The sequence below is a fragment of the Nodosilinea nodulosa PCC 7104 genome (assembly GCF_000309385.1).
GTDB classification, from domain to species: Bacteria; Cyanobacteriota; Cyanobacteriia; order Phormidesmidales; family Phormidesmidaceae; genus Nodosilinea; species Nodosilinea nodulosa.
On sequence record NZ_JH976537.1, the window covers coordinates 2,502,929 to 2,518,797 of the forward strand.

Sequence of the window (15,869 nt, forward strand, 5' to 3'; positions counted from 1 at the left end):
CTAGCAGTGTCTCTACCGCTTTTTAAGCCTGCTCAACCCATCGCGCTCAACACTATAGAAACTTTTATATGGCCCGTCTTTCTACAGAACTTAACCGCTATTTTTTTGAAGAAGTCAGCACGCCCCAGGTCACCCTCAAAGAAATTCTCACCCTGGCTGGGGAACGGACCTTTGGGTTTCTGTTTGTGGTGCTGGCGCTGCCCTCCGCCCTACCGATCCCGGCCCCAGGCTACTCAACGCCGTTTGGCATCGTGATGTTTTTGCTGGCGGTGCAGCTAATTGCCGGACGAACTCGGCCCTGGATGCCCGAAGGCTGGAACCACAAACAGTTTGATCTGGGTTCGGTGAGAAAAATTGTCAAGGCGGGCAGTCCCTGGCTGCGGCGGCTAGAGGCGGTTTCTCGCCCCCGGCTCACGGCTGTCTGCACCAGTCTGCCGGGGCGTACCGTTCTGGGTTTGGCGATCGCCCTGATGTCCATTTCTATGATGATCCCCATTCCGGGCACCAACACTCTGCCGGCCATGGGTATTTTTGTCACCGGCTTTGGGCTGCTTGACGACGACGGCCTGATTAGCCTGGGAGGCCTGGTGCTGTGCGTGATGGGAGGCATCCTCACCACTCTGATCTTGACCTTTGGCTACGAGGCGGTAAAAACCGGCATTGAATTCCTGGGCAACGGCGTTTTTCAGCGCTAGCCAACCCCGAGGGTAAGGCCCCAGCCCAGCAGCGTACCCGTGGCACCGGGGGCGCAATCCACAGCCCGCAGTCGCCAGGTGCCTCGAGCCGACTCACCCATCAGCCGCAGCAGTACTGGGGTCGTCTGGAGGCTATAGGTTTGGCGCAGCTCCGTCAGCCCCCCCAGCGTGCGCCCCTGGATTAGCACGGCAGCGCCGCTGGGGGCGGTCAGGGTAAGACAGAGATCTCCCAAAAAAGCGTGGTCAACGCTTACATCTATTTGCACATCGGTGACGCGGCCAGCGGCGGCGATCGCGACACTGCTCTCCACCCCGCTTGGCTGATTGTCTGGGATGGCCAGGGAGGTTTGGTTTTGCTGCTGCACCACCTGACCCAGCTGCCGCCCCGCAAAGGCTCGCCGCTGGGCTTCCCGCACGGCTGCCGCCGCATTGACCTTGCCGTAGCCAAACCACGGGGAGTGGCCATTGGCATCATAGGTGCCGTACTGGAGGCCCAGCTGGGGGTCGGGGGTGCGATCGACGATTTTATCGGCGGTGGCCTGGAGAATTTCACGCACCTGCCGGGCCGTCAGACCGGGGTTGACCGAGAGCACTAGCCCCGCCACCCCGGCCACCACTGGGCAAGAGCTAGAGGTACCGCCAAAGACATTGGTATAGTCATCGCCGCTGTAGCCTGCCGCCTGGGTGCGATCGCTAGTGACCATGCCCAGACCCGGCAAAAACTGGGTCAGCGGTGGCCCCGTAGCCACGCTCCCCACCTGGGGCAGGCTCATACTGGGGGGCGCGTTATTGCTGGGGGCCGCCACGGCAATGTGCTCGCCCCAGTTGCTATAGGCGGCCTTAGTGCCCAGGCTGGTAGAGGCCGACACGGCAATTACATCGGGGTGAATGGCAAACCCGCTCAGCCATCGGGTAGGACCGCTGAGGACATTGGAAGGCCACTGGGTTTCATTAATTGTGCCGCTGACGGGACGGTTGGCATTGCCCGCCGAAAAGACAATCACGCAGCCCTTGCCGTTGCGTCCGGTGGTGGCGGCCCGAGTCAGGGCATTGGTTTGCCGCAGGGTCAGCGGAAAGTTGTTCGACGCTGGCGACCAGCTACAGACAATCACCGCCGCCCCCCGCCGCACCGCCTCATCGAACAGCTGCTCGATCGCCCTGTCGTCAATAAAGCCGGTCGTGCGAATGGGCAAAAAGGCACAGCCGGGGGCCACCCCGACAATGCCAGTGGCGTTTTCTTCGCCAATGGCCAGTCCCGCTACCGCCGTCCCGTGGTTCTCGCTTGGCTGGGTGGGCAGAGGCACGGCGTCGTTGTCGTGCAAGTCGAGGGGGGCCACTAGCTTGCCCATGCCTTGCAGGTCGGGGTGGTTGAGGTCAAAGCCGTCGTCGCTGACCGCAATCACCACCGATCGCGATCCCCGGGTAATATCCCAGGCGGCCTCTGCCGAGATATGCGACCCGGCGGCCAAGTTGGCCCCGCCATTGTGGAACAGGTGCCACTGCTGCCGGTAGCGATCGTCGGTGGGGCGGTAAAGGCTGCCGATTTCTATGGACAGGTTGGGTTCTGCCGCCAGCACGGCGTCCAGCGCAATCAGGCGATTGGCCAGTTTGATCGGATTTTCGGCAGCGGCTGGAGTCACCTGCACCACAAAGGTGTTCGGAATTCCGGCCAGGGGCTTTTCAATCGCCAGACCCAGCTTTTCCAGCGTAGCGTCAACCGTTTGAGCCGCCGTCTCGGGCGCGAATTGCACCGTCAGCTGCTCGGTCAGGTAAACCCAGGTTTGGGGGCTGTCGGCGAGGCGGTACACGTGGCTGGCAAACCGCACATTGGGGTCACGACGGGCCTGGGCGAGGGTAGCCTCCAGGTCAGGCTCAGCGACCTGCCATTCCACCAGCTGCCCTCCCGCCACAGGCCGCAGGCCCGTAGGACTGAGGCGCTGCCGCAGGGGCTCAAGGGCGGCGGGGGTGGTCAGGCGAGTGGTAAAGCGCGTAGGCAACTTTTCTAGCAGCAGTTCTTCGCCGCCGCGCTGCAAGATTTCCCCCCGAAAATTAGGGCGGGGACCGCCGCTAGAGACATGGGAATCAGCGGAAGATGGCGGCATAGATATCGAGCCAATCGCAGGAACTTTTTGGGGGCGAACCAGTCTGTGATCCGGCCATAGCACCAGGCTATACCCTGTGGCAGTTGCTCTACTGGGTCAGAAGTCGGTAATACGCCATACCGAGATGATAAGATACCCCAGTGTTTTTCAGTCCGGTTGTCCCTCACCCCTCATTAGTATTCATGGTCGTTTCCCCTCGTTTTTTGCGCTATACCCTGGGCGGTTGGGCCGCTGCTGTGCTGTCTGTAGCCCTAGCTGGGGGATTGTCTGGGGCGGCTTTGGCCCAGGCCACTGGCTCTGATCCAGTGCGCCCGCTCAACCAGACCACTAGCGCCCTGAGCATTGCGGCAGGACAACAGTTGATGACCGAAGCCAGCGCCGCGATCGCCGATCAAAACTACGCCCTGGCCGAAGAAAAGCTCAAGCAGGCCCGCGACAGCTTCAACCAGATCTCCTCTTACTACCAGGAGCTGGCTCAGATGTTCATCGGCGTTGACACTGCAATCAACCGCAGCAACCGTGAAAAGGCACTGGAAACGGCTCAGCTTCGCGATCAGGCCTCCTATCAGCTGGCGCTGGTCTACCGTTCCCAAGACAAGCCCAACGAAGCAGTTCCCCTGCTGATGGAAATTTTGCGCAGCCAGCAGCCGACCCGCGAACTGGGCCAGCGGGCCTATCAGCAGCTGTTTGAGCTGGGCTTTGTAGATGAGCCCTACAGCGGGCGGGCCGCCGCTACCCCTGCCGACCCTACAACCTCCACCGATCCGGCTGAGCCTGCCGCTCCCGCCGAGTAGCTACAGTCCGATCGGCCATCCTGTTTTCTCGGTCATCTATAGCTAGATTTAATGCCTCTGGGTCAACCACTGAGGATTGATCCTGGCAATATGGATTTGGGGGATTCGAGTACCCCAGCTGTCCATCCCACAAGGAAACCGCGTCATGATTACTCCCGATCAGGTTAGCGCCATGATTAAAGCTGGTCTCCCCGATGCCGATGTGCAGGTGCAGGATTTGACCGGCGGTGGTGACCACTACCAGGTGGTAGTGGTGTCCTCTAAATTTGAGGGATGCAGCCTGGTACAGCAGCATCAGCTAGTCTATGGCGCGGTGCGCGAGGCCATGTCCTCCGAAGCCATCCATGCGCTAGCCTTGAAAACGTATACCCCAGCAGATTGGGTGGCCCAAAGCGCCTAAGTCTGGACCTCTCTTTGCCTCAACCGTTCACTCCCCTCCGCAAAGGTATCGACACTATGGATTCGGCCACTAAAGAAAGACTCGACCAGCTGGTTCAAAACAACACCATTATGGTGTTTATGAAGGGCAACAAGCTGATGCCCCAGTGCGGCTTCTCCAACAACGTGGTGCAAATTCTCAATGTTTTGGGGGCGCCCTTCGAGACCGTTGACGTGCTGGCCGACCCCGACATTCGCCAGGGCATCAAAGAGTACTCCAACTGGCCCACCATTCCCCAGGTGTACATCAACGGCGAGTTTGTCGGCGGCTCGGACATTCTCATCGAGCTATACCAGAACGGCAAGCTCCAGGAAATGGTTGAAATTGCCCTGGCTTCCTAAAACCAAGGCCTGGCTTCCCATAGCAGTGGCTAGGCTGGTTAAGACAAGCCTCCTATGAACGTTCAAACGTTTGAGCGTTCATAGGGTTTTTAGCTGTCCTAACCAATGTGACTGCTGCTATAAAACCCAGAAAAGATTGCCCTCCCCAGGTTTTGGCCTTCGTTTTGAGAGCCTATGGGGAAACAATGCCGCCTGTCCACCGCAGGTGGATGGTTGAGCGCAGCTAGCCCTGGCCTACGGTGGGCTACCGATCGCTCAAGCCGTGTAGAGTGAGCCTAGACCCAGCGATCGCAGCCCTCGGCGGTAGGCAATTGAGGTCTTGTCGGCCCCAATGTGCGATTCTGCTGACATATCCAGGGGCAGGTCTTCGGGGTACTGCGCTTCGACCACCTCCTTGTCTTCCGCAAACACCTGGTAGTTAAACTCGTACACCGGCTCCAGGGGCATATCTTTGTCAAAGTTGCGGCAGATAGGCACAAATACCCGCGTTTTGCGGGCGGAAATTGGGCTGGCGGCATTGAGTACGCAAAGCCGTCCTTCGCCGGGAAAGTGCACCGTGAGTCGGGCCGTAAAGGGCAAAAATACGTCGAACACCCGCAGCCACTTAAAATCGGCTGGAGCTCTGTCCTGTAGCGCCTTCGGGAAATTGCTCACGGTGCTGAGGTACTCCGCCCGCAGGCCCTGCTCCGTGGGGGTAACCTCGTAGCAAGGCACCACTGGGTTATTGATGTCGCCGAAGGTTTCTGTGTGCACAAAGGCAAAGTGAGCCACATCTAGAAAGCCTTCTACCTGCCGCCCCGCCGCCGCGTCCAAATTCACCGCATCGGGCAAAATTTGCTGGTAGTCGGGGTCATTCCAGGCCGGCATCTCGGGTAGAGGATACTGATTTCCGCTGCTCAGACTCGTCCAGATTAGGCCGTAGGCTTCTTTTACCGGATAGGTTTTAAGGCACAGTTTTTTAGGAATGCTGGCCTCGGGGTTGGCGGGCACTTTTACACAATGGCCATCGGCGGAGTAGTGGAAACCGTGGTACTTGCACACCAGATAGTCCTCTGCAACCCAGCCCATGCTGAGGGGAATACCTCGATGTAGGCAAATATCGTTGGCCACTGAAATTCCGGCGCTGGTGCGCCAGATCACCAGCCGCTGGTCGAGCAGGGTAGCGGTGACGGGTTTTTCGGCAACGTCGCGGCTAAAGGCAACGGGATACCAAAAGGGGTAGAGTGCATCCCAGTCTGATTCGGCAAAGGTGCAGCCCCTGGGGTAAACCTGCTGGTGTGCCACGACACCCACTCCTTGAGCGAAACGGTGAGCGACTTCACAGGTACCAAACTCGCCTGGCCAATGTCTGACATAGAGACTACAGCAGCGATCGCAGTGGCATGCAGAGGAACGAGTCCCAGACTCTGGCAGAATCCCGGACTCGTTCCATGCACCCTAGAGCAGGCCAGGTGGGGGCTGCTCTAGCGATGCGCCCTAGTAGTCGAAGTCGCCGCCCATGCCCGCGCCCGCGCCTGCGGCAGGGGCCTTGGGCTCGGGCTTATCGACCACAATGCACTCGGTGGTCAGCACCATGGAGGCAATGGAAGCGGCGTTTTGCAGGCCAGAGCGAGTCACCTTGGCGGGGTCTACAATGCCAGCTTCGTACATGTCGACAAACTGGTTGGTGGCCGCGTCGTAGCCCACGGTGAAGTCTTTTTCCTTCACCTGCTCCACGATGACAGCGCCGTTGACGCCTGCGTTCTCAGCGATGCGGCTGAGGGGGGCGGTGAGGGCGCGGGTGACGATCTGAGCACCCAGCAGCTCTTCGCCGCTGAGGTTGTCGCTGGCCCAGGCTTCGAGCTGGGGGGCCAGGTGGGCCAGGGTGGTGCCGCCGCCGGGGACGATGCCTTCTTCCACGGCAGCCTTGGTGGCGTTGATGGCGTCTTCCAGGCGCAGCTTGCGGTCCTTCATCTCGGTTTCGGTGGCGGCCCCAACTTTGATCACCGCGACACCGCCGGAGAGCTTGGCCAGGCGCTCTTGCAGCTTTTCTTTGTCGTAGGTGGAGTCGGTTTCGTCGATCTGGCGGCGGATCTGCTCGCAGCGGGCCTTGACATCCTTCTCGTTACCTTCGGCGACGATGGTGGTGGTGTCTTTGGTGATGGTGAGGCGGCGGGCGCTACCCAACATCTCTACCTTGACGTTCTCTAGCTTGAGGCCGGTGTCTTCGCTGATCACCTGGCCGCCAGTGAGCACGGCAATATCTTCCAGCATGGCCTTGCGGCGATCGCCGAAGCCGGGCGCCTTCACCGCCGCCACGTTCAGCACGCCGCGCATGCGGTTCACCACCAGGGTGGCCAGGGCCTCTTTCTCGATGTCTTCGGCGATGATCATCAGGGGCTTGCCAGAGCGGGCCACCTGCTCCAGCACCGGCACCAGATCCTGCACCAGGGCAATTTTCTTGTCGGTGAGCAAAATGTAGGGATCGTCGAGCACCGCTTCCATGCGCTCGGTGTCGGTGACGAAGTAGGGCGACAGGTAGCCCTTGTCGAAGCGCATCCCTTCGGTGACCTCCAATTCAGTGGTCATGGATTTGCCTTCTTCCAGGGAGATCACGCCTTCGCGACCGACTTTATCCATGGCGTCGGCGATCATTTGGCCCACTTCGTCGTCGTTGCCAGCAGAGATAGAACCCACCTGGGCGATGGACTTGGAGTCGCCCACGGGGCGGGCATACTCAGCAATTTTTTCGACCAGAAACGCGGTGGCTTTGTCGATGCCGCGCTTCAGCGAAATGGCGTTGGCCCCGGCGGCGACGTTGCGCAAGCCTTCTTTGACGATCGCATGGCCCAGCACCGTAGCGGTGGTGGTGCCGTCGCCAGCGGCATCGTTGGTTTTGCTCGCCGCCTGGCGCAACAGGGAAACGGCGGTATTTTCGATATGGTCTTCTAGCTCAATTTCTTTGGCAATGGTGATGCCGTCGTTGATGATCTGGGGCGCGCCGTACTTTTTCTCCAGCACCACGTTGCGGCCTTTAGGGCCGAGGGTGACGGCCACGGCTTCGGCCAGCATGTCAAAACCGCGCTCCAGGGCGCGACGGGCATCTTCGTTGTAAGTGATGGTTTTAGCCATGGAAAAATAATCCTCCCAACAAGTTGAATGGATGAATTGCGTTGTGTTTGAGGGTCGGTAGGGTGTGTCATGGCAAAGCCTGACGCACCAAGCTTGCTTCAAAAGGATGTCTCGAATGGATAAGACATTTCCTTTAATGGATTTCCGAGCGGTGCATTGCTGCGCATTGGCGTAGCCGCGCCATAGCGCTATGCACCCCACGGGCTGGACTACGGATTGGATTGCGATCGCCGAGGTGAATGGTGGGCGGTGCCCACCCTACAGGGCTGGCGGAAGAGAGCTAACATCCAAAATCGCAAATCCAAAATCCAAAATTGATTTAGCCCAGGGCGGCCAGCACGTCGGTCTCGCGCAGCAGCACGTAGTCGTCGCTGCCGAGCTTGATGTCGGTGCCAGCGTACTTGGAGTAAAGCACCTTGTCGCCGACTTTCACTTCCATGGCTTGGAAGGAGCCGTCGTCGTTGCGCTTGCCGGGGCCGACCTGCACCACTTCGCCCACCTGGGGCTTTTCCTTCGCGGTGTCGGGCAGCAGAATGCCGCCAGCGGTTTTTTCTTCGGCTTCGCTGACTTTGACCAAAATGCGATCGCCCAGAGGCTTCACGGTAGACACACTCAGGGTGACTGCGGCCATAACATACCTCCAAAGGTTTTGGGATTAAAGGGTTGATAGACGGGAAGCTGCTTTAGCACTCTCGCGTCCTGAGTGCTAATTTAGCCGCCAAAAAGTTCCTTCAGCAATTCTCGATGAGGTGTGGTTTGCCGAACTTGGGTGGATGGGGGGATGGGGAGATGGGGGGATGGGGAGATGGGGTAAATTCACCTTGAATATCTCTTACTGCCCCACGCCCTCACGCTCCTACGCTCCTACGCCCCCACGCCCTCACCCTTGCCACTCGCCAAACACAATCGACTGCGCCACCTTACCGATGCGTCCCAAATCCTCATCCAGCATGGGCGGCCACACTACGCCCGCCTTCTGCCCCTGGGCGTAGAGCTGGCGGCTTTCGTAGGAGAGAATGAAGAGGGACTTGATCAGGGTGCGATCGAGGGTAGGTTCATTCTTGAGCCCCTCAAATAACACCTTGAGGGCCAGCAGCAGAGAGGTCACCTGGCCCGGAATGGGGGGTTTGCCCTGGCGCAGGCAGGCGATGAACGTGTCGGGCAAATCGTCGCTGGTGCCGAGGGTTTGGCGCACCACAAATTCGTGAGCGGTTTCAAAATCCATAGGGGTAACGGTAGCTGAATAGGGTGATTTAGCCCCGCGTGTGCAGACCGAGCGGCTTTGCCATGGGTCTGGGGTAGCTGGCCCCAGCGGTAGGAATGGCGCTAAGTCTGCCCTAGTCTACCGCCTGGACCAGATTTGAGATGCGTTGGCACAGCCTCTTCGCAGAAGAATTGCCCGCCCATTCTGGCCCTGGTTTTGAACAATAGACTACAGGAGTTAGATGACTCTGGGCGTGTTGACTTTCCTGTTACGGGTTTTGCGCAATCGGGCAATCTGAGCGTGAACAGCGTCAGCCTTCGCCCATCTACCCTGGCCAGTATGACTATTTCTCCCCCGCCGACCGTTCCCTTTGTGGATTTGACCTGGCAGCATGCGCCGCTGCAAGAGGCGATTCAGGGCGTCATCAGTGCCGTTATTGCCCAGGGCGATTTTGTGTTGGGCCAGGCGCTAAGCACCTTTGAGGCCGACTTTGCGGCGGCCTGTGGCGCTCGCTTTGGGGTTGGGGTAGGCTGCGGTACCGATGCGATCGCCCTGGGCCTCGTCGCCTGCGGCATTGCCCCCGGCGATGAGGTGATTTTACCCGCCAACACGTTTGTGGCGACGCTGATGGGGGTACTGCGGGCCGGGGCGGTGCCGGTGTTTGTGGACTGCGATCGCGCCACCGCCCTGATGGACCTTGACGCCGCCGAGCGAGCCATCACCCCGCGCACCCGCGCCATTTTACCCGTGCACCTCTACGGTCAGATGGTATCGCCCCAGGCCCTGCTAGAGTTGGCCGATCGCCACCGACTGATTGTTTTTGAAGATGCCGCCCAGGCCCACCTGGCCCAGCGCGACGGCTATACCGCTGGCTCTATTGGCCTGGGGGCCGCCTTTAGCTTTTACCCCAGCAAAAACCTAGGTGCCCTTGGCGACGGTGGTATGTTCGTCACGCAGGATCAGCTAGTGGCCAGGACGGCGCGATCGCTGCGCAACTACGGGGCCACCAGTAAGTACTGCCACACCGAACCCATGGGCACCAACAGCCGCCTCGACACCCTGCAAGCCGCCGTGCTCAACGTCAAGCTGCCCCACCTGCCCAGTTGGAACCAGGCCCGCCACCATCTCGCCCAGCACTACGATCGCCGCCTCGCGCCCCTCACCGAGTACGGCATCATTCCCATGCGCAACGACGCCGGTTCTGGCCATATCTACCACCTCTACGTCGTGCGCGTTGCTGGCCCCACCAGCCGCACCGAAATTCAGGCTCAGCTCACCGCCGCTGGCGTACAAACCGGCATTCACTACCCCATTCCCTGCCACCTGCAACCCGCCTTTCGCTCCCTCGGCTACGCCCCCGGACACTTTCCCCAGGCCGAAGCCCTCAGCCAGGAGGTGCTTTCATTACCCATGTACCCCGGCATGACCCTTGAGCAGGTTGATTACGTCGTAGACGCTATGGTGGAAACAGTCGCAGCCGTGCGATTAGAGCGCGTTTTGCCCGGAGTGATGGGGTGATGAGGTAATGGGTTGATGAGGTCGCCACTCCCCTACCCCCTCACTCCCCTACCCTCCCTCACTCCCCTACTCCCTCACTCCCCTACCCTCCCCCACTACCCCCCTCCCCCTCCCATGCCCTCCCCCCGCCGCTACCCCTTCCCCACCTGGGCGATCGCCGTTCTCCTGGCCATCCTCTACGGGCCGCTGCTGGCGCACTGGGTCGATGGCTGGCTGCACAAAACCATCAGCATTCAGCACGAGTATTTCAGCCACGGGCTGTTGGGGCTGCCCTTTGCGGCCTACGTTGCCTGGGGCAAGCGCAAGGCCTGGGGCGAGTTGCCAAATCGCTGCCACCCCCTGGGGCTGGGGCTGGTGGGCCTGGCCTGCCTGATGTATCTCACCCGCCTGCCCGACTGGATGAACCTATCGCTGCCGGTGATGCTGGGGGGGCTGTGTTTAAGCCTGAAATCTATGGCAGGGCTGCGGCTTCAGGCTATTTCCCTGGTGCTGGTGGCCCTGGCAACGCCCAACCAGCTGCCCTACCTGATCGAACCGTACATTCTGCCGCTCCAGCAGTTCATTGCCTCGGTGGCGGGGTTTCTGCTGAGTCAGTTTGGGATTCCGGTCACGGTCGAGAGCATTTATGTATACGTCAACGGTCAAACGGTGGAGGTCGCCCCCCACTGCGCCGGGCTGAAGATGCTGTTTACCGGCCTCTACGTAGCCCTCATGCTGGCCTACTGGACGGGGGTTTACACTTCCCGATTGAGAACCGTGCTGCTGTTTGCTGGCACGGTTCTCATTACTCTGGTGGGGAACATTCTGCGCAATGCAATGCTGAGCTATTTTCACGGCACGGGGCGCAGCGGGGCCTTTGAGTGGCTCCACGAAAGCTGGGGTGGCGATCTCTACTCGGCGATTTTGCTGTTGGCCATCGTTTTTTGGCTGCGGCTGATTCAAGACCGGGTGCCCGCCAGCCTCAAGCTGGCGGTGCAGTCGCCGTCGTCGTCGGTGTAGCCGTTGTTTTTTGAGGATGCGATCGCCCGTTATGACCGCCCAGCCCACTCCCTCTCGCCCAAGCCCTTTGCCCCACCGCTGGGTGAGCCTAGCCCTGGTGCTTGTTCTCGCGGCCCTGGCGGTCGTTGCCATTGTGCCCGCCTATTTCAGCGGGCAGTGGCCCTGGGTCAACACGCCCCAGGTGGCCCAGATCGATCAGCTCCGCACGCTGCGAGCCGAGGGGCTAGCCTTACCGGGCTGGCAGCTGACCAGCACCGAACCGATCGCCATCAACGGCCATACCTGGACCCTGGGCGAGTACCGGGCCAGTTCTCCGGCGGCCCCGGTGCAGCAGTTTGCGCTGCTGCTGTACCCCCAGCCCTGGCACAGCGACCAGCCTCAGGTGGAATGGGTTGACCTGGCCGGAGCCCAAAAGTGGCGCATTGAGTCGCGCCAGTGGCTAAGGGTGGCCGCTTCCCCCGGCGCCGGGCCAGTGAGCGCCAAATTCTTTCGGGCCTGGGGCGATCGCCAGAGCTTTGCGGTGGTGCAGTGGTACGCACTGCCCGGCGGCGGCAACCCGTCGCCCAGCCACTGGTTTTGGGCCAACGAGTGGTCTCAGCTCACCCGGCGCGCCCTCACGCCCTGGGTGGCGGTCAGCGTGCTGCTGCCCATGCAATCGTTGGATGCGATCGCCGACTACCAGCCCCAGGCCCAGCAGCTCACAGCCCTCATTCAGCAGCAGTTGACCGACACTGTTTTCAACTGACGTGGCAGCGGAGCCAAGAACCTGAAAAAACGCCTGCCCCAATGGTCAGGGCAGGCGGCTATGGTTCTAAACCAGTTGTGACGGAAGCTTTTGTACAGCCCTGGGACTCAGGCCTCAGGTAGCGATGTCTGCTGCTGGTCAACGGGGGTATGTTGTTCATACTCATAACCACAATTACTGCACCGCTGCTGCTGAAACCTGACGGAGCCATAGGCGGCTCGCATGCCCCCTGGTATGACGACTTGCCCTCTGCCCTTGGGGCATTCCAGCCGCATAGGACCATAGAAGTCATCCTGGTTTGGCGGTGGAGCAACCATCTCGATGAGATACTCGCTCAGGTAAGCCCGCTTGGCCGCATCTGGCAGATCAGTCTCGTCTACGTCGGTATAGAAGTAGTCAATAAACTCCAACCATTCCATCAGTCGTTCATCGTTTTCAGCATGACTCCAAATCTCGGAGATTTGGGCGATCTGTTGATCAGGTTCCATATCTGGATTCGTGATCAACAGATAATAATTCCACACCTGTCCCTTCTGATCAGGGTTGAGGGAAAAAAGAAACTGTTGATCTAGAGTGGGAGTTTTCATAGTGTTTGTCGAACGCTCCACGTTCTTGACTATAGTGCTTGTTTGAATTGAGGCACCAGACAACTTCAAAATACTATCCGCCATGTTAGGAAACAATCTACCAATCATAAATTTCGGATGAAATTGAACTAGTCTGGGCCATTCTTTAATGGCAGCTCAAGGCGCTGAACTTACACCTCCTTCATAGAGGTCAAAGAAGTGCTTCTTTAACCGCTGGAGGGCGCGAGATTCGCGTTTTCTGAGTGCCTGAACTGAGGGTGCAGTTTTGCCTTCACCTTCGGCAATATACTTATAATGCTGACGAATTTGCTCGTAGGTTTTACGCTGCAAAAACTTCATTCGGATGAGTACTTGATCTTCTTCCGAAAGCTCATTAAGCGCCTTCTCTAGAAATTCCAACTGCTCAATGAGCTCTGACTCAGCCAGCAAGCTATGAGAATGTTGTGTCAGTGTTGTCAACTGATCAACTTTTCGTTCATCTTTGATCGTAGCATCAACCTTTGCCCTGAGAATATTCAGACATACCTGCCTGAGCCAGGATTCGGGCTTTTTGATAGGTTCACTATGACGCTGGATATACTCAATTCCTCGTTTAATACCCTCAACAATCACCTCATCCAAATCAACGTTAGCAATGTGCCACTGCCGAACAAATCGAATTAAGAATTTGTACAGCGCGGTTCCTTTGAAATCATCAGGCATCAACAGATAGCTGACCGCAGTGATAAATTCATGGACCAACTTATCTGATACTTCATTGCCAATCGGTTGCTTAAGACGATGCTTTGGAGTTTTATTGGCTTTAGTCATGATAAGTTCCCTGTAAGGTGAGTGGTGGGCTAATAGTGAAAAACTGGTACCAGTCGAGATTTATAGGCTGTAGGGCTGTGGTGCATTCCCAGGCAAACTGGGGACTGTTAAGCAAGTTATTCAGGTTCTGCTGTGGGTCAAGAATGTCGAATCGCGGTTGAAGCCGTTGTTTGATCAACCGGCTCAACCGGACCACTATTTGCCGAATAAATCGCACCGCGCTGGCCAAACAGTTCCTAAATCGCAATCGCTTGGGAAGGTTTGGACGCTGCCGGGCAAATCGCCTGGCACTGGCTATCCAACCTTTGAAGCGCAGGCGATCGGGAATATCCGCCGCATCTGTATCTGTAACCACAAAATTGGTAATCACGGGTCTATGTCCTTAACGAACGTTGCAAAAATCGAAGCATCTGTGGGGTAGTGGGCGCTGGGGCCAAAGTGTGACCCCATGGAATGAAAATTGTTTTTCGCCATTTCCCACAGCCACTGCTGCCCAATATCTAAGCCCGACTAAGCTGGCTCAATTAGCAGGGTGTTGCCCTGGCGATCGATGGGCCGAATTGCGTCACCGGCCTGAAAGCTATAGCCAGCGAGGGCGGCACGGGCCGTCCAGTACACGCCGTTGACGCGCACGACCCACTCCAAACCGGGCTGTTCCACCGAATGAATGACGCCTACGCCCGGATAGAATTTGCTTTCAAGCACGGCACTGATGGGGGTATTCAACATAGACATGGCGGGTTTGCCTCCCTTTCTTCCCTCACTTAGTAGTGCTGGCAGAATCAAATGTGTGACATGTTGTAGTACGGCTCATACAAAAAGCTCGCTCCCGTTTGGGAGCGAGCTGAATAGAGCTGAACTAAGCTTCATTTAAGGCGAGACACGGGGTGTATCTGGGGAAGCCCTTAGATCGGGCAGTGCATTGGCGGCTAAATTACCTCAATAAACACCCCTAAATAAACGCTACAGAATGACAAATTCTGATCAACTGCCACTTGGGGCGGTAGTCAGTACCGTCAAGGTGAAGGCTAGTCCAGGCGCCTGCGACCAGCAAAATACCCAGGGCGATCGCACGCATGTAAAACGCAAAGGCAGACACGTAGCTCATAGAATTCTCATCCAACGCTTTCACAGGGTAGTAGCGCCGGATAGGCAGGTGTGACGGTGGTGGGGTTGTCCACTGGGCGACAAAGTGCGGTTTAAACGTCCCCTAACGACCCCGCGCTGTCGGGGCAAATGGCCCTTGCTCTACTCCACGACCAGGCGAGAGAGGCTGGTACCGGGATAGTAGTTGCCTAAAATTTGGGTGTAGCTGTAGCCCTTAGAAGCCAGTTCCATGGCGCCAGTCTGGCTCATGCCGCTGCCGCCGTGGGCCGCCTGCACGATCGCATCGGAGGCCGCGTATAGGGACTCCACGATGCCGCCGTTGTAGCTGACAAACTCGCCCGTGGTGGCAGCCACCGCTTGCTGGGTGGTATTGGTCTCTTTGGCAATGCCCAGGTAGGCCTGGTAGCGCTGGGTGTTGTCGAGGTCGTAGGCGCGATCGGCGTAGCGCACGTGGTGCACCAGAGCGTAGGATCGGGCCGCCACCGCCTGGGCCTTGAGCGCTTCTATAGGCCAGTTGACATACATTTCGCTGCCAACCACGCTGCTGAGGTAGTCGTACAGCAGCACAAAGTTGACGGCCATCAGACCAGAGCCGTCGGTAATGAGCAACACTCGGCCCTTGTACCAGCTGTCGCCCACGTATACATAGCCCCCTTCACCGGGTTCCAGCCAGACGGTGTTGGCCAGGGTGCAGCTACCGGCGGCCATGCCCGTTCCCTGGGGTCTGAGCACCACGCTGTTTTGGGCGCTCAGGTTGCAGTAGTTTTGGCCGCTCAAATCCATCAGATAGCCATCGACGGAGGTGGCAACCTCAAGGCTGGGTGAATTTTTGGCGATCGCAACCCGCATTTCAAGGTTGGCATCGATGGTTTTGCCCACATCGACGCTGCTGGCAGCCTTGGCGGCGGGTGGAGCGGCGGGTTGAGGTACAGAAGGGGCGCTGCCCGAGGCACTCGCCGCAGCCGCGGGCGGGGCCTGCGGAGCAGAGGGGGCAGTGGATGCCGTAGGGGCGGTAGAGGCGGTAGTCTGAGGTGCTGTTTTGTCAGCAGTCTCCGGGGGCAGAGCAGCCTGCACCAGCAGCCGCCGCGCTCGGTACAAATCGACGATGGACTGACGCACCATGCCCGTAGATTGCCACAGGGCCGGGCGGAGGGTGCCAGACTTGCTGTTGGCGTGGCCGCCAAAGGGAGCGGCCGATACCTGAACCAGCAAAAGGCCCGCAAAGGCCAGGCCGCTAAATACCTTTAACCGCGCTGAGGAGCTGCTTGCAGCCCCAGGCAGCGGCCCCGGAGCGCCCGGCTTTGACCATCGCAGCGTTTTGAAGCTCAGCGGCTTGAGCCGGACCGATTTGAGCCGTACCGGCCGCAGCCTTGGTAGCCGAGCCTTCCAGAGATCTCTCATGGTGGTTGAACCCAAT

The 15,869-nt window shown here is 58.8% G+C and carries 18 protein-coding genes; 7 read left to right on the forward strand and 11 right to left on the reverse strand.

What is annotated here, in order from left to right; all coding sequences use genetic code 11:
- The first annotated feature begins 68 nt into the window (after positions 1–68).
- Entirely contained in the window at positions 69–695 is a 627-nt protein-coding gene (locus tag LEPTO7104_RS0111545) for an exopolysaccharide biosynthesis protein (RefSeq protein ID WP_017298736.1), read from the forward strand.
- Here LEPTO7104_RS0111545 and LEPTO7104_RS0111550 read toward each other — a convergent pair.
- Positions 692–2,797, reverse strand: a complete 2,106-nt coding sequence (locus tag LEPTO7104_RS0111550; protein ID WP_071527223.1) for a S8 family serine peptidase — start codon at positions 2,795–2,797, stop codon at positions 692–694. The two genes, LEPTO7104_RS0111545 and LEPTO7104_RS0111550, sit on opposite strands and share 4 nt — an antisense overlap.
- Before the next feature lie 182 nt (positions 2,798–2,979).
- Between LEPTO7104_RS0111550 and LEPTO7104_RS33560 the strand changes: the two genes are divergently transcribed.
- The 3 genes from LEPTO7104_RS33560 (at position 2,980) to grxD (ending at position 4,371) form a co-directional block, all read left to right on the forward strand.
- Complete coding sequence (locus tag LEPTO7104_RS33560) at positions 2,980–3,591, forward strand: hypothetical protein (protein ID WP_017298738.1); 612 nt, start codon at positions 2,980–2,982, stop codon at positions 3,589–3,591.
- A gap of 145 nt (positions 3,592–3,736) precedes the next feature.
- A complete protein-coding gene (locus LEPTO7104_RS0111560) occupies positions 3,737–3,991 on the forward strand; it encodes a BolA family protein (protein ID WP_017298739.1) in 255 nt (84 codons plus the stop codon).
- A 56-nt stretch (positions 3,992–4,047) separates the two neighbouring features.
- Positions 4,048–4,371 carry a Grx4 family monothiol glutaredoxin gene (gene grxD, locus LEPTO7104_RS0111565; RefSeq protein ID WP_017298740.1) on the forward strand — a complete coding sequence of 108 codons (324 nt, stop codon included), beginning with the start codon at positions 4,048–4,050 and terminating at the stop codon, positions 4,369–4,371.
- A gap of 255 nt (positions 4,372–4,626) precedes the next feature.
- Here the strand turns inward: grxD and LEPTO7104_RS0111570 are convergent, their stop codons facing one another.
- The 4 genes from LEPTO7104_RS0111570 to LEPTO7104_RS0111585 form a co-directional block, all read right to left on the reverse strand.
- On the reverse strand, positions 4,627–5,664 hold the full coding sequence (locus LEPTO7104_RS0111570; RefSeq protein ID WP_017298741.1) for a Rieske 2Fe-2S domain-containing protein: 1,038 nt from the start codon (positions 5,662–5,664) through the stop codon (positions 4,627–4,629).
- 183 nt (positions 5,665–5,847) lie between these two features.
- Positions 5,848–7,482, reverse strand: coding sequence for a chaperonin GroEL (groL, locus tag LEPTO7104_RS0111575; protein ID WP_017298742.1), 1,635 nt, complete (start codon positions 7,480–7,482; stop codon positions 5,848–5,850).
- Positions 7,483–7,801: 319 nt separating this feature from the next.
- Entirely contained in the window at positions 7,802–8,113 is a 312-nt protein-coding gene (groES, locus tag LEPTO7104_RS0111580; protein ID WP_017298743.1) for a co-chaperone GroES, read from the reverse strand.
- A gap of 249 nt (positions 8,114–8,362) precedes the next feature.
- On the reverse strand, positions 8,363–8,707 hold the full coding sequence (locus tag LEPTO7104_RS0111585; RefSeq protein WP_017298744.1) for a hypothetical protein: 345 nt from the start codon (positions 8,705–8,707) through the stop codon (positions 8,363–8,365).
- 318 nt (positions 8,708–9,025) lie between these two features.
- Here LEPTO7104_RS0111585 and LEPTO7104_RS0111590 point away from each other — a divergent pair, with 318 nt between their 5' ends.
- The 3 genes from LEPTO7104_RS0111590 to LEPTO7104_RS0111600 all read left to right on the forward strand — a co-directional run bounded on the left by LEPTO7104_RS0111590 (position 9,026) and on the right by LEPTO7104_RS0111600 (position 11,948).
- A complete protein-coding gene (locus LEPTO7104_RS0111590) occupies positions 9,026–10,204 on the forward strand; it encodes a DegT/DnrJ/EryC1/StrS family aminotransferase (RefSeq protein WP_017298745.1) in 1,179 nt (392 codons plus the stop codon).
- A gap of 114 nt (positions 10,205–10,318) precedes the next feature.
- The gene (gene crtB, locus LEPTO7104_RS33565; RefSeq protein WP_017298746.1) at positions 10,319–11,203 is read left to right on the forward strand and encodes a cyanoexosortase B; all 885 of its coding nucleotides are present in this window, start codon (positions 10,319–10,321) and stop codon (positions 11,201–11,203) included.
- A 31-nt stretch (positions 11,204–11,234) separates the two neighbouring features.
- The gene (locus tag LEPTO7104_RS0111600) at positions 11,235–11,948 is read left to right on the forward strand and encodes a cyanoexosortase B system-associated protein (protein WP_017298747.1); all 714 of its coding nucleotides are present in this window, start codon (positions 11,235–11,237) and stop codon (positions 11,946–11,948) included.
- Between the two features lie 107 nt (positions 11,949–12,055).
- On the opposite strand, the gene LEPTO7104_RS0111605 is transcribed toward LEPTO7104_RS0111600, so the two are convergent.
- From LEPTO7104_RS0111605 to LEPTO7104_RS0111625, 6 genes are all read right to left on the reverse strand, one after another.
- Entirely contained in the window at positions 12,056–12,436 is a 381-nt protein-coding gene (locus tag LEPTO7104_RS0111605) for a hypothetical protein (RefSeq protein WP_155523604.1), read from the reverse strand.
- 255 nt (positions 12,437–12,691) lie between these two features.
- Entirely contained in the window at positions 12,692–13,345 is a 654-nt protein-coding gene (locus LEPTO7104_RS0111610) for a sigma-70 family RNA polymerase sigma factor (protein ID WP_017298749.1), read from the reverse strand.
- Positions 13,338–13,715 (reverse strand): hypothetical protein, encoded by a 378-nt coding sequence (locus LEPTO7104_RS40040; protein WP_155523605.1) that lies wholly within the window; start codon positions 13,713–13,715, stop codon positions 13,338–13,340. The genes LEPTO7104_RS0111610 and LEPTO7104_RS40040 overlap by 8 nt, the downstream gene beginning before the upstream one ends.
- Positions 13,716–13,855: 140 nt before the next feature.
- A complete protein-coding gene (locus tag LEPTO7104_RS0111615; protein ID WP_155523606.1) occupies positions 13,856–14,080 on the reverse strand; it encodes an NfeD family protein in 225 nt (74 codons plus the stop codon).
- 217 nt (positions 14,081–14,297) lie between these two features.
- Positions 14,298–14,453 carry a hypothetical protein gene (locus LEPTO7104_RS0111620; RefSeq protein WP_155523607.1) on the reverse strand — a complete coding sequence of 52 codons (156 nt, stop codon included), beginning with the start codon at positions 14,451–14,453 and terminating at the stop codon, positions 14,298–14,300.
- 140 nt (positions 14,454–14,593) lie between these two features.
- Entirely contained in the window at positions 14,594–15,853 is a 1,260-nt protein-coding gene (locus LEPTO7104_RS0111625; protein WP_225886968.1) for a SpoIID/LytB domain-containing protein, read from the reverse strand.
- Positions 15,854–15,869 lie beyond the last annotated feature (16 nt).